Here is a 20,677-nt window from a genome sequence, read left to right on the forward strand (position 1 = left end):
AGCCCATTCAAAAGTAGCTTAAAGTGGGACTATGAAATTATTTTTAGAAAATACTTGATTTATCAGAAACAATGCAAATATGTATCAAACCAAATAAAAAATCCTACATAACAATCACACAAAAATTACCAAGGAGCGATAACAATGAAAAAAACTCTATTTTTAACCTTAATCCTAGTCACTACTATACTTAACACTAGATTAGCTCAAGCAGTTGATAATAATTTTATGATTTCTCGGGGTAACTTGGCAGTAGAAAGTAAGACACCTGATAATATACAAAATAATGATTTTAATACAGTCATCTTTAATTATCAAGATGATGGAGGACAGATCTTGTTACCATCAGAACTGAAGCTTACTTTAGCAGATTTTAATACTTCTGAATTAAGTCAAGATTATAATATTTTGGATTTTACGACTTATACAGAGCTTCTTATTGAGCAACCGGGCCAACACAATCTCGGCCTAGGATTTAAGGCAGTGACTTTAAATGAAACTGATAAAGCCGATGATTACACAGCTGAAAGAAAAGCATATGCAATTCCAATAACTTTAAAAACAACTCAAGAGGTAACTCCAACTGTCGACTTTATTGGAGGAGTTTCATTCTTCCCTTGGGGTAGATCTTCTCTGACAAGTAGTAATGATTTCAACTTTGAAGGTGATTTTTCTGGTTATGAAGTTGACCTAGCAGTTAAAGCTAATCTAACGGATACCTTTGCACTTAAAGGTGGTTACCAACAAAAAAGTTATACTTTTGGAGATCCAGAGGAAGAGTTTGCAGAACTTAGCAATGATTTCAGTGGTATTTATCTCGGTGGAGAGATTGCATTTTAAATAAATTAAGGGGTGCCCAATTGGGCACCCCTTAATTTATTCTCAATTTAATACTTAAGTCCTACGTCACCGCCTAATAATAATAAGATCAAGATCAAAAAGACTAAGTACATGATATTGTCATCTCTAAATAAATCACCCATTATTTATACCCCCTTTTTTCTTATTTTCAATTCATACTATGTCCTTAAGGGGTAATCTGTGAATGGAAAAATAAGAAAGTTGCCTCCGGCAATTCAGCTTAAGTCTAAGATTAAGTTTAAGTAAAATCAACAAATACAAATTAATAAAAGTTATCCATAATCTTACTAAATAAAAAAAGCAAAGTAAGAAATTAGATTCCTTACTTTGCTTAAAATTTATCGCTCAGAACGATATGGTGGTCGATACTTTCGTAAAGCCCGTGGTCGATCAAGAATTTCCTTAAAGATAACCCCTCGCAAAATATCATCACGACTGATCTCTTCTGTTAAAATTTGTGTTTTCTTAAGCTTTTTCCTTTGAGCATTCAATTTATCTTCTAAGCTAGCTTTTCTTCTTTTAACCCTTGCTTTAGTAGTTCTTTTAACCTCTTCTTGCTGATTAGATTTAGGACAAGACTCCTCCTTAGTTTCAAGATCAATTTTTGGCTCAAAGTTAGGCTTCATCTCTTCTGGCTTAGGGATTTTTTGCTCTTGATCAAGATCTCTTCTTTTCTTTCCAAAATCTTCGATCTCGTCTTCTCTATTCTCTGTAGTTGGTTCTTCTTCTATCTCCTTATTGAGGCCATGTAGAATTTTAGCTAATAGATAAAGAAAGAAAATTACTCCTGGTAAACTCTCAAGTAAATTTCCCATCAGCTCAGCTCCTATTCCTTATCTTCTGTAGAAGATTTCTTAGTTTTAGAACTAACCTCAGATTTAGGATCTAATCCAGAAAGACTATCTCTCATATCTGTATCGGCCTTTATATTTTCTAAATTCATATAATCCATAACTCCCATATTACCAGAACGTAATGCTTCTGCCATAGCCTTAGGTACATCAGCTTCTGCTTCTACTACCTTAGCTTGCATCTCTTGTACCCTAGCCTTCATTTCTTGTTCTTGTGCTACCGCCATAGCTCTTTTCTCTTCAGCTTTAGCTTGAGCAATTTCTTTATCTGCTTCTGCTTGGTCAGTCTGTAATTCTGCTCCAATATTCTTGCCAACATCAACATCAGCAATATCTATCGATAAGATTTCAAAAGCAGTTCCTGAATCTAATCCTTTTTGTAATACAGTTTTAGAAATGGAATCCGGATTTTCTAAAACTTTAGTATGAGCATCTGCTGAACCAACAGTCGTTACAATTCCTTCGCCAACTCTAGCTAAAATAGTCTCCTCACCAGCACCTCCAACAAGGCGATCAATATTGGCTCTGACTGTTACTCTAGCTGTAGCCATTACTTGGATTCCATCCATGGCTACTGCAGTTACTACTGGTGTTTGGATCACCTTCGGATTAACACTCATTTGAACGGCCTTTAAGACATCTCTACCTGCTAAGTCAATCGCTGCTGCCCGTTCAAAGGTTAGATCAATCTCTGCTCGCTGTGCTGCTATTAAAGCATCAACTACTCGATCTACATTACCCTCTGCTAAATAATGTGCCTCTAACTGATCAGTATTTAAATCAAGACCAGCTTTATAGGATTTAATCATTGGAGCTACAATCAATGAAGGTACAACCCTTCGTAATCTCATTCCAATTAAATTGAAAAAACTAATTTTAACTCCAGCAGCAACTGCTGAGATCCATAATCCAATTGGAATAAAATAAAAGAAGACCATTGCAACTAAAGCTATTGCAATCAAAATCAATAATGAAGTAACTGGCATTTTTAATCACTCTCCTCTTTAATTGATTTAACAATAATTCTACTTCCTGAAACTTGAATAATCTTTACTTCTCTTCCAGATTCAATAAATTCTCCTTGACTTACTACATCAAGATACTCCTCTGCAACCTCTATAGTTCCAGTAGGTCTTAATGGAGTTATTACTCTTCCTTGCTTTCCTACTAAATCTTGCTGATTCTTATCAGTAGCAGTATAGCCTTCTTCCCTTTTTTGTAATGAAATTCTGTTCCAAAAATGGCTAGTTCCAAAGTATTTAATCATTATTATTAACCCAATCAGTGATAATATAACAGCAATTGGTATCACTGTTAGAGCCATTTCAGCAGTAGGAAAGACAAAAAAGAGGCTTATAAGAATACAGATGATTCCTCCTGCACCAGTAACTCCAAAGCCTGGAATCACAACTAACTCTAAGAATAATAAAAATACTCCTACTAAAAATAAAATAATCAAGCCCCAACTAGCAACCCCATTAATAATATACCCACTAAAAAAGAGTCCTAAACTAACTAAACCAGTCGTTCCTCCAACTCCCCAACCAGGAGTTATTCCTTCTAAAAACAATCCCAAAAAACCTAAAGTCAATAAGAAAACACTGATTGTAGGGTTAGTAACTATACCTGCTAATCGTTCAGCAGAGGTTGGTGTTACTGTTACAAGTCTTGCTTCTTCTAAAGCTAGCTTTTCTAATAATTGATGCTGATCTGCTACCACTAAATCGGCAACTTGATTATCAACTGCCTCAGAAGCAGAAAAACTCAATAGTTTATCTGCTTCAATCACCCCTGGAACTTGCAAGCTAGAATCAACCATTGCTTCTGCTAGCTTGGAATCTCTTCCTCTTCTTTCTGCTGTAGCTCCAAATTCTTTACGTAATGCAGAGATATACTTCTCTTCTCTTGGCCTCGTCTCAGCAGCACCTATACTACTACCCTCTGCCATTGCTAGCTTTTCACCTGCCAAAGCAATTAAAGCTCCTGCAGACCACGCACGATTCTCCACATAGGTAATTGTAGGAGTTTCAGTAGCAAAGATTAAATCTCTAATCCTGATTCCAGAATCAACCAATCCACCATAGGTATCAAGTTCAATTATAATAGCGTTGGCCCTTGCTTCTTCAGCTTCATTAATTCCCTTCTCAACTAAATTGACCATTCCCGGGCCGACATCTCCATCAATAGGCACTCTATAAACAGACTCAAAGCCACTTGCTAGTCCCAATGAACTTGTCCAAGTTAACCCAATTAAGAGAACTAATCCTAAAAACAAATTATAAAAAATAATCTTTCTTTTCATTTGTTATCACTACCATTCTTTAGTCAGAAATTTGTTTGTTTTGCTTCCAACTATAATCACTTGCTAATTCTATCTTATCTATATCAGCTTTACATTCCAAACAACCTTTATATAATTTAAAATAGCCTATTTCTTTTATCTTTAATAAAGCCAAATCATTTCCGCTCCAACCACACTTAGTACAGATCCATTTTCCCACTCAGTTTATCCCCCTCTATAAATTAGTCCTATTTATATTATGATATAATTATAGTTTCTTATTTATTAAGCAAATCATCAAGTAAATTATGTAAACACAATAATTAATTTCATATTTTAATTTAATATAGAAATTAAAACTCCTAATAAAAATATTCATAATTAGAAAAGATAAGATTAATAAGGAAAAAGGAGAAATCATAACTGATGATTAAATTATCTATTAAAATTTTAGTTAAAGAAGATAAAGAACTTAAAGAACTAGAAACTATAACTGTTGAAACTAAAACTCCAACTTTACACTTAACTCCAGATAGATTAAAAGAACAAATATCTCAACTTAATACGACCAAAGAGATCTATGGGATTAGAGTAAAAATAAATTGTAAGCGAGCTATTTTACATATTAAAGGTTTCAACTATCTTTCTTTAACTTCTGATATCAGTAAAGAGGCTAATCTTCCTTACTTAAAAGTAACTGGCTGTAAAGATTCATTTCAATTAACTAATTTACAGATCAAACAGCTTGATATAGAAGACTCCAATTTAAAAGTAGTTAAATCAAACATTAATGAATTGAATTTAGGCTTAAGTGCTACCTTCACCCCTCCAGACAAAAAATTAAAAGAAAACCAACTGAACAATTTAACTACATTAATTAAGCATTCACGAATCAAAGAGTTTAGAACCTTTATTCCTCAACAATTAATTAAAATTAAAAAATCTCATCTTGATAGGTTGGCCATTGAATATGAAGTCGAAAAATTACGTGAAATTAAAGTCTTAGAAAATTCGATTATCAATCGCTTCACCTTATCTGGCATGATTAAAAAACTTACTATTGATAATGCTACTATCTCTCATCTTGAATTTAGAACAGATTGTAAGATCGAAAAATTTAAAGCAGATAGATATTCAATCTATAATTCATATAACTGCTTACCTGATACTATTATCAATCAATCCATCACTACCTGGAAGTTGGTTATGGATTCTGCAAAAAATAGGGATAACTCTTCATTATATGCTTTTGCTGGGTTTAGATATATGCAGGCCAAACGAAAAAAATTAACCACTCTAAGGTACAAAATCCCTTATCGGTTGATGGCACTTATTTGTGGTTATGGATATAAGCCTTTCAATACGCTCATAACAGCAATTGTTATTTGGGCCAACTTTGGTCTCATCTTTTGGCTATTGACCATCACTACTGATTCAGGGCTTTCATTACCTCCTATTCATGCAGAAGGAGCAACCAAAATCTTATATACCTTAGGTTATTCTCTCTATTTTTCGGCAATCACCTTTACTACAACCGGTTATGGAGATATCATACCTGTTGGCCCGTTAGCTAGATTTCTTGCTAGTACTGAAGCAGTCTTAGGAGCTACTATACTTTCTATCTTCATCTTTGCCCTAACAGAACGTTTTGGTAGGTTTAAATAATATTGTTAATTAGCAACACAAGTCTGATCCCTACCTGCTTCTTTAGCCTGATATAAAGCATTATCTGCAGCATTAATCAGCTCTTCAGCTTGCTGTCCATCTTGATAATTAGCAACTCCAATACTGACTGTTACATTCAATTTTTCATTCTGATAATCAACAGTCATCTCCCTTACAGATTTATTCAATCTTACTCCTAACTCCACAGCTCCTTGACGATCAGTCTCTGGCAAAATAATAACAAACTCTTCACCACCATACCTAGCTACTAAATCAGGTTCACGAGTATTTTCAACTAAAACTTGGGCCAACTCTTTTAAGACTTCATCGCCTGCTTGATGACCATAAGTATCATTAAAGAGTTTGAAATTATCAATATCAAGCATCAATAATGAAAGATCCCGTTGATAGCGTTTTACTTTATCAACCTCTTTTTTTAATACTTTCTGGAAGTAACTATGATTATACAACTTAGTCAATCCATCTTTTCTCGCTACTTTTTCCATTTGTTCATACATTTTAGCATTCTCAATCGAAATAGCAACCTGATTAGCCAACGTCGTTAAGAACTTCTTGTCAGTTTCCTTAAACTCTCTTTTAAAACCGGTTTGAAGTGCAGTAATCACTCCAATATAATCTCCTCTAATTGCAAGCGGAATACCGATTACCGACATAATATTGAATAAGTTGAATTCATCTTCTAAATATTGACTAATATTATCTTGAATAATAGGCTGCTTTTGTTTAATCACCTCTTTAGCAAGCGTCTTGATTGCAAAGACTAGATCTTCTTGTTCATTATTATCAGGAATCCCAGTAGAAGAAGCAAGTTTTAATTGCCCTGTTTCTTGATCAAATAAAAATAGACAGACCATTGAGACTCCCATCGTTCCCATAATCATATCTACAGTCAGAGTCAATACTTCCTCTAAATCCAAAGTTGAATTGATCGTATTGCTGGTCCTTTGTAAAGTAGATAAGCTGGCTACATTTCTCTCCATTCGCTCAAAGACTCCTGCTTTTTTGATCAATAGTGGTGCTTGATCTACTATCGTTCGAATAGCTAATAAATCATTAGCATTAAAGTAATTAGCTTCTTCTTCTAAAAAGAACATGATCCCTTTGACCTCTTCATCAATAAAAACAGGAGAAACTAACATAGATTTAAACTTATCATCAGTTAAAGAAAAGCACTCTCCTAATTCACTTTTGGTTAAGTCCTTAATAATATAACTTTTTTTGGCCCTTAAGATCCGTTTTAAACAACCTTTTTCAGTCAAATATCTCATCTTTTTAAAGTAGTCATACTCCAAACCAGCTAAAACCTTGACTTCAAAGTACTCAACACCATCTTCAATTAATAATAGGCCACCTGATTCAATCTCTAACTGTTCACAACCAATCTCAACTAATGTTTCATAGGTCTCATCTAGACTGAAGTTAGAAGCCATCTTTTCATTGATCAAATTTAATCCTTTCAAACTATTATAAGCACGCTTAAAATCCTTCAGTCTTCTTTCTTGAGATTTAATTCTGACTGCTTTCGATCTATAATTACTAATGATAGTCAGAACGATCCAAAAAATAATGAAATAATGTATAAAAACCAATATAGTATTCTTAAAACCAACATCAGCCAAAATAAGAGTAAAGGCCAACCCCGAACTAATTATTAAATCTCGCCAATAATAATCAATATTTTTTAACTTTGAAAGATGATAAGAATCACTAATTATTCCTAATAATAAAGACTCCAGTCCCCAAGGATAAATATTGAAATTAAAATTAACTCTATAAACTGCAGCAATAACTCCAGCAATAATTCCATAAGGAAAGCCTAATAATCTACCACTTAAAATAATATATAACCCCAGAGCATACTCTCCAAAGATGATAAGTGCTCCCAAAGAAATTAGCCCTAAAACTAAATTCAAGTATAACTTATCCTTCAATTCAATATTATTTCCTATTAATATCTCAGAAAAAATATCAGACTGAATAATTAAATAAGTTATGGCTATATATATAATTAATTCTAAGAATAACTCACCATATAAACTCATCTTCGTCCCCTTTATAAAATCTAATTATAAATTCTCCAGTTAAGCTTTATTATTCCACTATTAACTCTTTCTTTAAAAGCCTCTCCAATTCCTGCTAAATCTTAAAAAGAAGAAAGCTGCCGCAAGGCAACTTTAAAATCATCTCTTCTTAAATTGTTAGCAACTATTAGAAAGCTGAGTCTAATAACTCAGCTTTTTACTTAATTCATCTCTTCAACTGCTAAAATAATAACCGGCTCCTGATCACGTTCTGAATTTAAAGCATCTTCCATATCCATTAACTTTCTTTCCTGATGTTCATCTAAATCCGCATATTTAACCTCAATATCTACCATGACTTCTCCTCCTTTTTCTTTTTATTATTTAAATTCACACTCTTTTTATGTATTCAATAAGAAGGAAAAATTTATTATCCTATTTTAAATAGTCTTTAGTATATAATAAAGGTAGAATAGATAAAGAATGATTTATTCGTTCAGAATTAATTAATTTTTGAATCTTATTTAATGGTACTACTTTCAATTCAATATCCTCAGTCTTATCTAAACTCTGTTCACCAATCAATTTTACATCTTGAGCTAGATAAAAGTGGCAATAATTATTTTGAATAGCTGGATTAACTGCTACTTTTCCTAATTTAACCAGCTTTTCACTATCATATCCTGTCTCCTCTAACAATTCTCTCTTAGCAGCCAATTTAGAATTTTCCTCTCCTGGATCTAATGTACCACCAGGAATCTCTAAAGTAACTTCTTCAGTTCCAATTCGATATTGCTTAACCAATATGACTTCTTGTTCAACAGTAATTGGAACAACAGTAACCCAATCTAAAAACTCCATCTTAAAAAAGTCATATTTAATCCCTTTTTCCTTATGACGACATGATCTTTCTTTGAATTTAACAAAGCCTCTATCATAAATCGTTCTAACTTCAATCGTTTCCCATAATTTTTTCATAATCACTACTCCTATATACTCTTAAATAATTATCATCTTGTTTTTTATTGATCTATAGTTTAAGTTTAAGTCCAAGTCTAAGTTTAAGTAAGAACTAAAAATCCTTATGTTTTTGATGGTTGACTCAGACTTAACCTCAGCCTTAAACTTAAGCTATTTATTCACTTCGAACACCTATAATACCAACATTCTTTTAAGCTAACACGAATGAAATAATTATTTAACCCATAGAGGTAAACCAGTCTCTTGATCTAATCCCCTTCTAAAAGGCTCACCTTGATACTCCTCAATAATGAATTCACAAGCAAAGACAATCGTACCTTCTTCTAAATGTCCTCCGTATAACATACCATCTTCATCTCCTAAAGCAATATGAGCATGAATGATCGGCTCTCCATCCTTTAATGATATATTACCAATTAAATTGATTATTTCTAAGGGTTGAGCCAGGTTTTTAGCCCCATATTTCTGCTTGTTTTGATCATAAAAAGAAACAACTGCTTCTTTTACTGCTCCAAGGGCAGTTACTTTTCCAGTAGTAATCTCTTTTTCTTGAACAATTTCAGTCAATTTCGTTAATAAATCATCACCTAGTTCTAATTTACCTTTATAAATATTATCTAGAGTATATTCTTTTAACATTGAATAGCCCTCCCTAATAATCATAAAATTATATTGATTATTATTCTTGATCAATCATTCTTACTCCTGCTTTATTGGCCCTCAATTAGTAGCAATTAATTAAAAATTACCAACTACTTTTAATGCCTGAGAATGTAGAGTAACCTCTAGAGGGAGTTGAGGCCCTTTTTCACCATCTAAATCAGAAAAATAAGAGTTACATGAGCGATCTAAAGAAGATATCTTAAAATAATCATCTTGTAAATAGATAATATTTTCATCAGCTAAATGTTCTCCTTGGATGATTTTAACAAATAAAAGAGCAATCTCATGTAATGGTCGTGCTTTAACAGCAATTAGATCAAATTGTCCATCGCTAATTGAAGCATTTCTTCCTATCTTTTTAAATCCTCCAGCACTCTTTCCATTCAATATTAAAAACAAATAAATATCTTCATGAATAACTTGTTCAGTTGTTGTAATCTGAACTGGAATTGGCTTGAAGTTGGGAAGTTGTTCAATCCCCTTTAAGTAATAGCCTAGTTTCCCTAAGGTGTTTTTAAACTCTAGGTCAATTTCATGGGAGACATTAGCTAATAATCCCCCTGCACAGACATTAATAAAATATCTACCATTAGCCTCTCCTATATCAACCTGTCTGATCTTTTCTTGTAAAATAAGATCAAAACAATCTTCAATATCAGCCGGCATCCCTAAATGAGCAGCAAAATCATTTGCTGTTCCAACTGGAATGATACCTAAGGGAAGATTAATCTGATACTCCATCATTGTATTGATTACTTCATTAACTGACCCATCTCCTCCTGCTACTACAATCAAATCATAATCCTGATCTATTACCTGCTTTACTCCAGTAATTAAATCTCCTTGTTGAGCACTTCTATAAATTCTGATCTCGTAGCCAGCAGCTTGAAATTTTTCAACAAATTGATCTAAATAATAACGAAAATTTCTATTTCCAGCCATCGGGTTATAGACTAATTTCACCTTCTTACTCACTTATATCCCTCCTTAAAAACTAAACAATCTATTGGATTCTATTTCCTGCTAACCCTACTTTAATCCTGCTTGTTAATTAATTTAATCATCTTTAAGATCATTTATCTTTTCAATTTTCTTAAACCAAGGTTTATTCGTTCCAAACTTTGTATCAAATACTACTCCTAAAGCAAATAAAGCAACGATCAAATAAGATAATCCTCCAAGTAGGGGTATAAATCTTACTAAGCCTAAAATAGTAATCCCCAATAATAGTTCTAAAAAGAGATTAAGGTCAAATTGGCCTACTTCCTTTATCCTCTGTCCTATAAATAATGCTACTGCAATATACCCAATAAATTTAACTATCATAAAAGCTAGAATAATAAATGGAATTAATGGTATTCCAATTAGTGATAGACCAGCTATTAATATAATTATAGGTAGAGCTAGTAAACTTACAAATCCTATCAATAATTTTCTGAGCGGATAATCAGCTAAAGATTTAGCCATCTCTTGTTCTTGTTCAGGCAGCAAAGAAATGATCAATACAGCAAGCCCATAATAAATAATCAATCTAAAGATTCTAAAACTCCAACCTAAAAAAGGAATATTAAACCTTCTGATTATCCGTCCATCAAATCTACTTATTTCAGTAATATCTCCATAGATCTGAGAATTTGGCCCTTGATTTATCCCACCTAAGACCGATATTACATCTCCTCTGATCAAATTATTAACCTTTATATCCCCCATTATAGCCACTACATCTTGAACAACATCTTCTTGTAAAATCTGAATATCATCCATTACCCGTACGATACTTCCTTGACTCTCAACAGCAATATTTAAATTAGCACTCGCCACGCTAGAAGCTGCAGTAAGCAAGAATAGTAATCCTATACTTATAGCAATAAATCTTCTCTTAACCATTAAATTTCTCTCCTTTAAATTAGATACTTATATTATACAATGGAGCTACTTATATTATATCACGTTAATGTCGCAAGGATGCCACCTGATTCATCTGGTGGAGGAATTGCAACGGTTTATCTTTTTTATATAGAATAAAACATTATACATATTAACATAATAATAGGTTATATTATAATTAAGAGGTGATAAGATTGCATTTAACTTTGCACCATTTAAAATTATACAAACCTACTAAAACTAAATTAAATAAAATTGAATTGCTATCTAAGAATTGGAATAAAGCAATTCGTTCAGCACTCAAAATTGTTAAACATTGGGGATTTACTGCTTATACTAAATCCCATAAACAGACATATAGAGTTTTAAGAAATAATTATAAACTTCCTAGTCAAGTAGCCAATGAGGCGAATCGTAAGGCTGTTGAAGTTTATAAAGTTAATGAAAATTCTAATTTTAATAGAATAGTACCTGTTAGATTGGTACACAAAAAATCCTTTGAAATTATCAATAATGAAGGTAAATATTTTGCTAAGATATTAACTCCTAATAAAGATAAAGTTTATTGCCCGTTATCTTTTGGAGAATATCAATTAAACTACCTCGAAGATGATAATTACAAGATTAAAACTGCACAACTATATAAATCTAATAATGAATGGTATTTAGATTTAACTTTAGAATATGAACAACCTAAAAGAGATACTGATACAACTCTAGGCATTGATTTAGGTATTATCAACCTTGCTACATTTAGCATTTTAGATGAAGATCAAAATATATTACATACAGAACATATATCAGGTGAACAACTAAGATTTAAAAGAATGAGGTATAAACAAAAACGTAAAGCTAAAGCTAGATCCTCTGGAAGTTTAAAAACCTCTTTGATTAAGGAAAATCAAATCTGTAAACAACTTAATTGGAAGATTGCCAATAGAATAGTTAATCTAGCTGATAAATATAACTCTAAAATAGTATTTGAAGATTTAAAGAATATCAGAAAAAATATTACAAATGGTAACACTTTAAATAACTATGAAAAGAACAACTGGGCTTTCTACCAACTAAAACAATTTATCAAACATAAAGCTAATTTAAAAGGACTTCCAGTTGAAGAAATTAACCCTAAAAACACCTCTCAAACTTGCTCTGTATGTGATCAAAAAGGATTTAGATCTGAATATAAACAAGACTTCTTTAAATGTGCTAATGGACATATTCTAAATGCTGATAGTAACGCAAGTATAAATATTGCTAAAAAAGCTATTTAAAAGATAGCATACAGAGTAATCTGTAGCCCCTCTAGTTTTAACTAAAGGGATAGGGTAACATTTGTCAACTACCCTTCAACTTTCTTAATCCTGAATTACCAACTTGTAGGTTTAAGAAGGTGTAAATCTTGTTAGTAGACTATACTGAGTATGGTTTTGAATTTAACAAGCTCCCTACTTCAGTGGGGAGAAGTTGACATAGCTAAAATGTAATTCTAATTCAATTTGCCCCTTCTTACCTTGCTAACTTAGACTAACAAAACACCTAAGCCATCCAGCACCTAGGTGTCTTTAAAGAATATTAAAATCAGACATAATTTTTTAACTTTTTATAAAACTTTTTAAACCTTTCTTGTTTCTCAATCTCTTTACTCTGCTTTTCGACAAATAAGTTTATCCATTCTTCATTTCTGAATTTTAGTTGTACTAGCCAGGATCCAATGATAATTTCTTTCTCATCAATAACTACTTTTTGCTTTTGACTTATTCTCTCTAAATTTTCTAACTTATAAGTTTCAACTATAATCTCTTCATCTTGTGCTAAAGCTAAAAACCAAAATTTATTCTGTTCAATTATATAGATATAAAGCTTTTCATCCTCTTCAGTTAAATAAAATTCGTCTACGCCATTTTCCAATCCAAAATGAAAATTTAATACTTCTTCTACAAGTGTCTTATTATTTGATTTCGTAATGATCTGTTCTGAATCTTCTAATAATTTAGCTAACTTCATTGTTATCCCTCCTTAAATAAAATATTTCCATAAAAAATGGAACAATCCTGTTAAAATCATATTCTTTTAAGCCTACTAAATAAAAAGTTGCCTCCGGCGACTCAGTTTAAGTCTAAGATTGAGCTTAAGTAAAATCAACAAATACAAACTAGTAAAAGTTATCCACAACTTCTAAAAAACATAACTTCCTTAATAATAAAAAACAAACCTTAAGGAGTTAACTCCTTAAGGTTTATACTATTAAATTTACCAATAGCTAACGCCTAACACTAACAAAATAAGAATTAAAAATATCACAAATGCCCCATGGCCACGCTTATGACTCATCTTTATCCCTCCTTTCTTTTAATTCATAATATGCAAATAATTCTAAAAATGTTAATTGAATATTAGTTTTCAGAAAAAAACCACCAGTTTTAACTGGTGGTCAAAATCAATCTATTCTACTTTCAGTCACTAAACTTTTTAACTATCTTTTACAGTTATCTCTTTATCTTGATCACAAATTATTTTTTTTGCTTCGTTATCAATTATTGTCTCTAAGTGGATTGGCCCTCCCCATAACTCCATCATATATTTTAAGGTTTCTGTAGCATAACCCATCTTCAATTCCTTTCCAACATATTCATGTTGCAGGTACAGAATATTATCCTTTTTAGAGAACTCAACTATCTTGATTGTAGGAAATTTATTCATTCCAACTGAATTAGCTAATGTATTTCTGATCTCTCGCCAGCCACCTTCATCAGCTACTTCTGAGATTGAATAATACCTTTTCTTCTCATCATATTTTAATAACTTCATCTCTCTGATCAAATCAAATGTAAGATATTTTCTAATAAAAGACTCATCTCGCTCTAATTTCCTAACTTCAAATATTTTTTCTGCTTGGTCAGGATTTTTTTCCTTGATATTATTAAATATCTTATAGCCTATATAATATGGATTCAAATTTAGTCCTTTCTCATTTGGAGAAATCAGTTGATTATGCCTTTTGATAAATTCTAAGTGCATTCCTTGAGGTAGATCTAGTTCATTTAAAATTTGATAATGCCAATAACTTGCCCATCCTTCATTCATGATTTTTGATTCGAGCTGAGGAATAAAGTAAGCAGTTTCATCGATTACTATCTGTAAAATATCCTTTTCCCAATCTTCTAAGTCACTATATTCAATCAAAAAGCTTAAAATATCTTCCTCTGGTTCCAAAGGAATTTTATTCAGATCAGGCATTTGTTCATCCTTTTTATCTGTTAACAGTTGAAACTCTTTATATTGAGGCTGATATTTTTCTTTGATTCGTTTAATCTTCTCTTTTCTAGTTAGCTTCTTTTCGTTAATTACCTTAGAAGTTTGAAATTTTAAAGCATGAGCAGTATCTAAGATTCTTTCAACTCTCTGATAGCCAATTCCTGGGTTAGAAATGTACTCCCTAATTCGCTTGGCATGATTTTTAAACATCTCTAATGTATACTCGGCATTGGTCCCTTCTCTAAATAAACGATTATTTTTAAAAAAGTCATTATGTCCATAAACATGGGCCATAGTCAAAATCTGTAATAAAAGTGAGTTTTCCTTCATTAAATAAGCTAAACAAGGATTAGAATTAATCACCATCTCATAAGGTAGGCCGGTTAAATTATATTTATAAAAGGTTTTAATCCTCTCATAAGCCTTCCCATAACTCCAATGGGGATAACGAGCAGGCATACCACTATAAGCTTGATAGCTAATCATATCTTCAAAAGAGCAAATTTCAAACTCTTGTTGATAATAATCCAACCCTAACCTATCAACGATATCTTCTATCTTTTTATTCCACTCAATCAATTCATTAATACTAAATTCCATCCTTATCCCCTACCCTTCTTTATCACTTTCTAACATCTCTTTGAAAGAAGGCCAGATATCTTCCTTTTTTGTAATTCTAACTAAAGCTAGGTTATCACTATCAATATTTTCAGAGTAGATTGATTTAATTGCACTTCTAGTATAATTAGGCTTTATTTCTCCATAACCAAACAAATTACAAACATCACATAATTTTTTGGCATATTCTAAAGCCTTTTGGTTATCTTCACTCCAATTATCACCATCGCTACAATGAAAACAATAAACATTCCAATGCGATGGATCATAACGTTGTTCAATTATCTCCAATCCCTTTTGATAACCACTACTGATATAAGTTCCACCAGATTCTCCTTTGTGGAAGAAATCATCCTCCGTTACCTCTTTTGCTGTTGTAGTATGAGCTATAAATACGATTTCAACATTTTGATATTTCATTTGGATAAATTGATATAATAAGAAGTAAAAACTACGGGCCAAATACTTCTTAGTCTGATTCATTGAAGCAGAAGTATCCATGATACAGATGACCACTGCATTAGATTCCTTGCGTTCCTCCTCTTTAATTCGATAGTAACGAAGGTCTTGATCATGAAAAGGAAACCTTTCCTCTTCATCAAAATCATCATGAGCTCTAGCATAAGCCTTCTTTCTTTTGATTCTTTCAATCATAGTTCTTTTCTTAGCTAATCTTGGAGGAATTCCTTTCTTTTTATAACCTGACTTCTTAAAAGTACTTTCAGTCTCAATTTGAGATAACTTCTTCCGCTCCATATAAGGCAGATCTAAATCTTCAAATAGATAGTCTATCAACTCTTCAATAGTAATCTCCGTTTCATAGATATCCTCGCCTTCTTCATTCCCAGCTTGATCTGAGCCCCCTTGGCCTGAACCTTGTTGCTTCTGGGGTTTAGAGATCTTATCTCCTCTCTTTTCTTCACCACTTCCACTTGCCACACCTGATTTGTTATTCCCATGTACAAAACGATACTCTTTTAAACCTTTAATCGGGATCTTGATCTTTTTATCCTTACTCTTTCCAATAATACTTTCATCAGCAATAATATCACTAATATTCTTCTTTATACTATCTTCTACCAACTCTCGATGGCGCCTACGATCTTCAGCAGAACGGTCTTTACCTGTGTTTTCATACTTTTTAAATATAGCCATTTTCTACCCCCTTAATCTTTCCAGAGGTTATTAGCAGCATACTTTAAGATTACATTACAGCAATGATCACAATAACCATTTCGTTTCATCTCTTCAACCATAGCATCGTATTTTTCCTTCTGATCTTCATCTCTTACTTTCGCTTGAGTTATAACCCGAGATAACTCTTTAACTGAAGCAATCAGCTTTTTCTCTATTGCCTCTTTTAACGGTTCATAACTCGTATAATCTACCTTAGACCCTTTTCTCATCAAAGCAAACATATATGACGTTACATCTTGCCTAAACCCTTTAGCAGTCGTACCAGTAATACCAATTTGTGCTTCAATCGACTTTAGAAACTCTACATCTGGCTCTAGTTCTTCTCCAGTATTGTCATCCTTGATCTTTGTCTTATTGACAAAAGCTTCAGCATGATCTAAATAATTATTAAATAATTGTTCGGCTTGTTCCTGATAGCCAACAACAAATGCTCTAGTAACTTCTTTTTCTAGAAGCTTATTATACTCCTTTTTAATACTATCCTGCAAAAACTCTAAATACTTTTTCTTCTCATCTTCACCGATTGATAACTCCTTAACAGATTTGATCAATGCTTCTAAAACAGATAATGGGTTGATACAGTTATGTTCTGATTCAGATAAGCAATTATCTAAACATTTAGTAATAAATCTTGGAGAGATCCCTTCCATCCCTTCTTCTGCTGCTTCCTCTCTTAACTCCATAATATCAACTCGCTTAGTAGTCCCTTGCTCTACAATCTCTTCACCATTATAAATCTTAAGCTTAGTTACAGGATCTACCTTATTTGAAGGGGCTAATCTACTTAAAATAGCAAACATTGCTGCTACTTTAATTGTATGAGGAGCAATATGTGCATCAAACTTACTCTGGCCTAAAAGCTTCTCATAAATTTTCTCCTCCTCACTTAACTGCAGACAATAAGGAACTTCAACTCTCACAATTCTATCAAGAATAGCTTCATTTGTATGATCAGACTTGAATTTATTCCATTCTGCTTCATTTGAATGAGCAATTATTAGTCCATCAAAATAGATCATAGATCCTTTCCCTGGAGAAGGAATCACCTTTTCCTGAGTAGCAGTAATCATTGTATGAAGATACTCAACATCATTTTTAAAGACCTCAATAAATTCTACTAACCCTCGATTTCCTACATTAAAAGCTCCATTCAAAGAGAATGAACGCGGATCATCTTCGGGATATAAATCTAGTTTAGAGATATCTACAGATCCAATCAATACTGAAGTATCTTGGTTGTTAGGATCAACTGGAGGAACTACTCCAATCCCTTTTCTAGATGTAATTGAAAAATCTTCAGTTACTACCGGAAACTTCTCATAATCACCATCAAACTCATTTTCTAATCGATAGCGACAATGAGGGCACAACTCCCCTTCTATCTCTACTCCTAATAATTCTTCAAATTCAGAACGAAGATGCTTAGGTATTAGATGAAGTGGCTCTTCTCGCATCGGACAGCCTTCTAAGGTATAAATTGGCGGTAATTCTTCTAATCTTCTCTTTAACAGCTCAACTATAGAAGATTTTCCTGATCCTACAGGACCAAGAAGGTATAAAACCTGCTTTGACTCTTCCCCTTTCATTGCTGCTGACTTGAGATAACGTACAATCTTCATAATAGTTTTATCAATTCCATAAAAGTCCTCAAAAAAGTCATACTTTTTAATTGTATCGTGACCATATATTCTCCGCAATACTGGATCTTCATCAGTCTTAATCACATTGACATCCCTAGAAACAACCATATCATAAATTCTCTCATGAGCTAACTTAGTAACATCTGGCTTGGCAGAAACCACCTCTAAATAATCAAGAAAGGTTCCTTCAAACCTCTCCCTTTCTCTTTTTTCTTTACTCTTTTGAATTAAATCATTAAAATCAACTGTGTCAGTCACCTTGTACTCCCTCCTTAAAATAGTTTAACTTATTTAAAAATTATTTTATGATGATAAAATCAAACGCCTTTCCTAACTAACAACAAATCATAGATATAATCCTTTACTTTATTATATTAGTTATAAATAATTAAATATTACTCTTTTGTAATTATTTTATAATAAATTAAAATCCATGTAATTAAAACAGATTGGATTTCAGCTTACAGCAAATAGAGCTGCTTTAAAACAACTAAGTCTTAACAGTAAAAATAAGTTTCTATTTTTATTAACACATTTTTCATTGATACATACTATATGGTAAAAGAATTAAATTTGGATAGAGAGGAGGAGACATCTAATGGGAAAGCCTGTTCAAGATGATCCATATCTTTTATTCTTAATCTTAATTTTGTTGGTTTTAGGTTTTTACAGTTACTCTAGCTTTAGTGTATAACTTATTTTTGATTAATTAAGTTTACACAGCAAAAAGAACGGACTTTAAAGTCCGTTCTTTTTTTATCATTACTGAGTTGCCGGAGGCAACTTTTTTTACTCAGTATTTAATTAAAATCTGTTAGATCAATTTTAGATAGCTGTATATCCACCATCTACTAAAAGATTGGCCCCAGTAATAAAGCTTGCATCATCAGAAGCAAGGAAAGTGGTAGCTTTAGCAACCTCTTTTGGTTCTCCTAGCCTTCCAATTGGATGTAATGAAATAAGATGTTTGAGCATATCTTCTTCTAATTCATCAAGTAATGGAGTATTGATATAACCTGGACAGACTGCATTAACTCTAATTCCATCCTTGGCATATTCTGCAGCTAATGCTCTAGTTAGATTAACAACTCCCCCTTTTGCTGCTGTATAAGAAGCAGTTTGGGCTTGCCCTACATGTCCTAAGATAGAAGCACAATTAATAATACTTCCCCCGCCCTTGTTCTTCATAACAGAAATTGCATGCTTAGCACACAAAAAGAGACCAGTTAAATTTATATCGATTACCTTCTGCCACTCTTCAAGTGATAATTGATCACTAGCAGCTTGATCTCCAATCCCAGCATTACTGAACAGAATATCTAAGCCACCAAACTTATCATTAGCCATCTCTACCATTTTTTTGACCTCTTCTTCCTTAGTTACATCAACATGGCAATAAGCGGTTGTCTTTTCTGATTGATTTAACTCTTCAGCTAATTGTTGGCCCTTCTCATCAGCTATATCAGCTATGATAACTTTAGCACCCTCTTGTACCATATCCCTAACTGTTGCCTCACCAATACCGCTAGCACCACCAGTTATAATAGCCACTTTATCTTTTAATCTCATAAGCCTGCCTCCTTTTATATCACATTAATTGCTTTTCAAAAAATATAGCCCAAGCTTCATTCTTAATTAGTTTTAGCTAGCTGAAAAATATTATTCTCTAACTTAAAGAGGCAACCATTTAAAATTAAGCCAATAAAAAAATCAGATCCTTTTAAGATCTGACTTAGCGACTCTTATTTCTTTAATCTCCTTTAGAAAAAAATAGATTCTTGATCAAAAAACCAATAATTACCCCTAAGATTGCAAAAATAATATTAGAGAATTCCATTTTTCTCCCTCCTAGATAATTTTTTAGTAATGTATTAAAAAATTTCACGACGAACAAACTATTATAAAAGTAAAGAAGGTAGTGAGCAATTATGCAGCTAGTTAACTTAATTTTACTCTATCTTATTCCTGTTATTTCGCCGACCTATCTGATAACAGATCTATTTAAGAATAATCAACAGACAAAAAATAATAAACAATTGAGAAGGAAAATTATTAAGCGGATTAGTAATATTTATTTAGCGTTAGCTTGGTTATTCTTTGGGCTACTACTTTTTTGGCCTTTTTGGGTTATAAAATTTCCTTTGTTAAGTAGAATAACTTTTTTCCTGATAGGATACTATGCAATTTCTCGAGTAGTTGAAATTTTTATTGTTTTTTTAGTGGATGGCAAAGATAAAATGGAAAATAAGCCGCGAGCAGAAGAAGGATTAAATTATTCTGATAGATATATACTTGCTTTAAAGAGTTACCTTGAGTTAATCTTAAATTATGGTTTGATTTTTTATGCTTTAAATACTAATTTTGCCCAAAATCTTTTTGCTGCAGGAGAAAGTCTATTTAAACCAAAATTTAGCAGTGTCTTTGAAGCTGTCTATTTCAGTGCCAATACCATTACTGTAGTAGGATATGGTGATATCTTTCCCATTCATTTTCTATCACAATTATTCTCTATCTTTCAGATTTTAACAGGCCTCTTTTTGTTAATTATTACTTTGACCATTTATGTAACGTTAAACTTTACCAATCAACAAGATCTAAAGCCACAACAAAAAAATAACCAACCGCTCAGAAAAACAGCTCCTACTGCATTACATATATTAACTATAATTTTGATAATTGTTGTTGGAGTACTAAAAATAAGTAAGTGGTTAAGATAATACTTAATTTATAGTA

19 protein-coding genes are annotated in these 20,677 nt (G+C 32.3%); 4 read left to right on the forward strand and 15 right to left on the reverse strand.

Features of this window, described 5'->3' with window-relative positions; translation table 11 throughout:
- Nucleotides 1–144 precede the first annotated feature (144 nt).
- Nucleotides 145–840, forward strand: coding sequence for a hypothetical protein (locus MWH28_RS11810; RefSeq protein ID WP_248619592.1), 696 nt, complete (start codon nucleotides 145–147; stop codon nucleotides 838–840).
- A 359-nt stretch (nucleotides 841–1,199) separates the two neighbouring features.
- Here MWH28_RS11810 and MWH28_RS11815 read toward each other — a convergent pair whose 3' ends face one another.
- Genes MWH28_RS11815 through MWH28_RS11830 form a run of 4 tightly spaced genes read right to left on the reverse strand, consistent with a single transcriptional unit; the run spans nucleotide 1,200 to nucleotide 4,213 of the window.
- The gene (locus MWH28_RS11815) at nucleotides 1,200–1,676 is read right to left on the reverse strand and encodes a hypothetical protein (protein ID WP_248619593.1); all 477 of its coding nucleotides are present in this window, start codon (nucleotides 1,674–1,676) and stop codon (nucleotides 1,200–1,202) included.
- 11 nt (nucleotides 1,677–1,687) lie between these two features.
- Entirely contained in the window at nucleotides 1,688–2,698 is a 1,011-nt protein-coding gene (floA, locus tag MWH28_RS11820) for a flotillin-like protein FloA (protein ID WP_248619594.1), read from the reverse strand.
- Between the two features lie 2 nt (nucleotides 2,699–2,700).
- Nucleotides 2,701–4,014, reverse strand: coding sequence for an NfeD family protein (locus tag MWH28_RS11825; protein WP_248619595.1), 1,314 nt, complete (start codon nucleotides 4,012–4,014; stop codon nucleotides 2,701–2,703).
- A gap of 19 nt (nucleotides 4,015–4,033) precedes the next feature.
- On the reverse strand, nucleotides 4,034–4,213 hold the full coding sequence (locus MWH28_RS11830) for a hypothetical protein (protein WP_248619596.1): 180 nt from the start codon (nucleotides 4,211–4,213) through the stop codon (nucleotides 4,034–4,036).
- Nucleotides 4,214–4,419: 206 nt separating this feature from the next.
- Between MWH28_RS11830 and MWH28_RS11835 the strand changes: the two genes are divergently transcribed.
- A complete protein-coding gene (locus MWH28_RS11835; protein WP_248619597.1) occupies nucleotides 4,420–5,658 on the forward strand; it encodes a potassium channel family protein in 1,239 nt (412 codons plus the stop codon).
- Between the two features lie 5 nt (nucleotides 5,659–5,663).
- On the opposite strand, the gene MWH28_RS11840 is transcribed toward MWH28_RS11835, so the two are convergent.
- The 6 genes from MWH28_RS11840 to MWH28_RS11860 all read right to left on the reverse strand — a co-directional run bounded on the left by MWH28_RS11840 (nucleotide 5,664) and on the right by MWH28_RS11860 (nucleotide 11,231).
- On the reverse strand, nucleotides 5,664–7,721 hold the full coding sequence (locus MWH28_RS11840) for a sensor domain-containing diguanylate cyclase (RefSeq protein WP_248619598.1): 2,058 nt from the start codon (nucleotides 7,719–7,721) through the stop codon (nucleotides 5,664–5,666).
- Nucleotides 7,722–7,921: 200 nt separating this feature from the next.
- Nucleotides 7,922–8,056, reverse strand: coding sequence for a hypothetical protein (locus MWH28_RS12930; protein ID WP_282580222.1), 135 nt, complete (start codon nucleotides 8,054–8,056; stop codon nucleotides 7,922–7,924).
- 79 nt (nucleotides 8,057–8,135) lie between these two features.
- A complete protein-coding gene (locus tag MWH28_RS11845) occupies nucleotides 8,136–8,678 on the reverse strand; it encodes an NUDIX hydrolase (RefSeq protein WP_248619599.1) in 543 nt (180 codons plus the stop codon).
- A gap of 216 nt (nucleotides 8,679–8,894) precedes the next feature.
- A complete protein-coding gene (locus tag MWH28_RS11850) occupies nucleotides 8,895–9,320 on the reverse strand; it encodes a PPC domain-containing DNA-binding protein (RefSeq protein ID WP_248619600.1) in 426 nt (141 codons plus the stop codon).
- Between the two features lie 99 nt (nucleotides 9,321–9,419).
- Nucleotides 9,420–10,319: a YegS/Rv2252/BmrU family lipid kinase gene (locus tag MWH28_RS11855; RefSeq protein ID WP_248619601.1), complete on the reverse strand. Its 900-nt coding sequence runs from the start codon at nucleotides 10,317–10,319 to the stop codon at nucleotides 9,420–9,422.
- A gap of 81 nt (nucleotides 10,320–10,400) precedes the next feature.
- Complete coding sequence (locus tag MWH28_RS11860) at nucleotides 10,401–11,231, reverse strand: DUF8173 domain-containing protein (protein ID WP_248619602.1); 831 nt, start codon at nucleotides 11,229–11,231, stop codon at nucleotides 10,401–10,403.
- A gap of 194 nt (nucleotides 11,232–11,425) precedes the next feature.
- On the opposite strand from MWH28_RS11860, the gene MWH28_RS11865 reads away from it, so the two are divergent.
- Complete coding sequence (locus tag MWH28_RS11865; RefSeq protein ID WP_248619603.1) at nucleotides 11,426–12,505, forward strand: RNA-guided endonuclease InsQ/TnpB family protein; 1,080 nt, start codon at nucleotides 11,426–11,428, stop codon at nucleotides 12,503–12,505.
- 307 nt (nucleotides 12,506–12,812) lie between these two features.
- Here the strand turns inward: MWH28_RS11865 and MWH28_RS11870 are convergent, their stop codons facing one another.
- From MWH28_RS11870 to MWH28_RS11890, 5 genes are all read right to left on the reverse strand, one after another.
- Nucleotides 12,813–13,238, reverse strand: a complete 426-nt coding sequence (locus MWH28_RS11870) for a hypothetical protein (RefSeq protein ID WP_248619604.1) — start codon at nucleotides 13,236–13,238, stop codon at nucleotides 12,813–12,815.
- Between the two features lie 465 nt (nucleotides 13,239–13,703).
- Entirely contained in the window at nucleotides 13,704–15,089 is a 1,386-nt protein-coding gene (locus tag MWH28_RS11875; RefSeq protein WP_248619605.1) for a SpoVR family protein, read from the reverse strand.
- A gap of 9 nt (nucleotides 15,090–15,098) precedes the next feature.
- Nucleotides 15,099–16,262: a sporulation protein YhbH gene (gene yhbH / locus MWH28_RS11880; RefSeq protein ID WP_248619606.1), complete on the reverse strand. Its 1,164-nt coding sequence runs from the start codon at nucleotides 16,260–16,262 to the stop codon at nucleotides 15,099–15,101.
- 11 nt (nucleotides 16,263–16,273) lie between these two features.
- Nucleotides 16,274–18,172, reverse strand: coding sequence for a serine protein kinase (locus MWH28_RS11885; protein ID WP_428323580.1), 1,899 nt, complete (start codon nucleotides 18,170–18,172; stop codon nucleotides 16,274–16,276).
- 597 nt (nucleotides 18,173–18,769) lie between these two features.
- Nucleotides 18,770–19,513, reverse strand: a complete 744-nt coding sequence (locus tag MWH28_RS11890) for an SDR family NAD(P)-dependent oxidoreductase (RefSeq protein WP_248619608.1) — start codon at nucleotides 19,511–19,513, stop codon at nucleotides 18,770–18,772.
- A gap of 668 nt (nucleotides 19,514–20,181) precedes the next feature.
- On the opposite strand from MWH28_RS11890, the gene MWH28_RS11895 reads away from it, so the two are divergent.
- Complete coding sequence (locus tag MWH28_RS11895) at nucleotides 20,182–20,661, forward strand: potassium channel family protein (protein ID WP_248619609.1); 480 nt, start codon at nucleotides 20,182–20,184, stop codon at nucleotides 20,659–20,661.
- Nucleotides 20,662–20,677: the final 16 nt, after the last annotated feature.

The organism is Natroniella sulfidigena, from assembly GCF_023223645.1.
GTDB lineage: Bacteria > Bacillota > Halanaerobiia > Halobacteroidales > Halobacteroidaceae > Natroniella > Natroniella sulfidigena.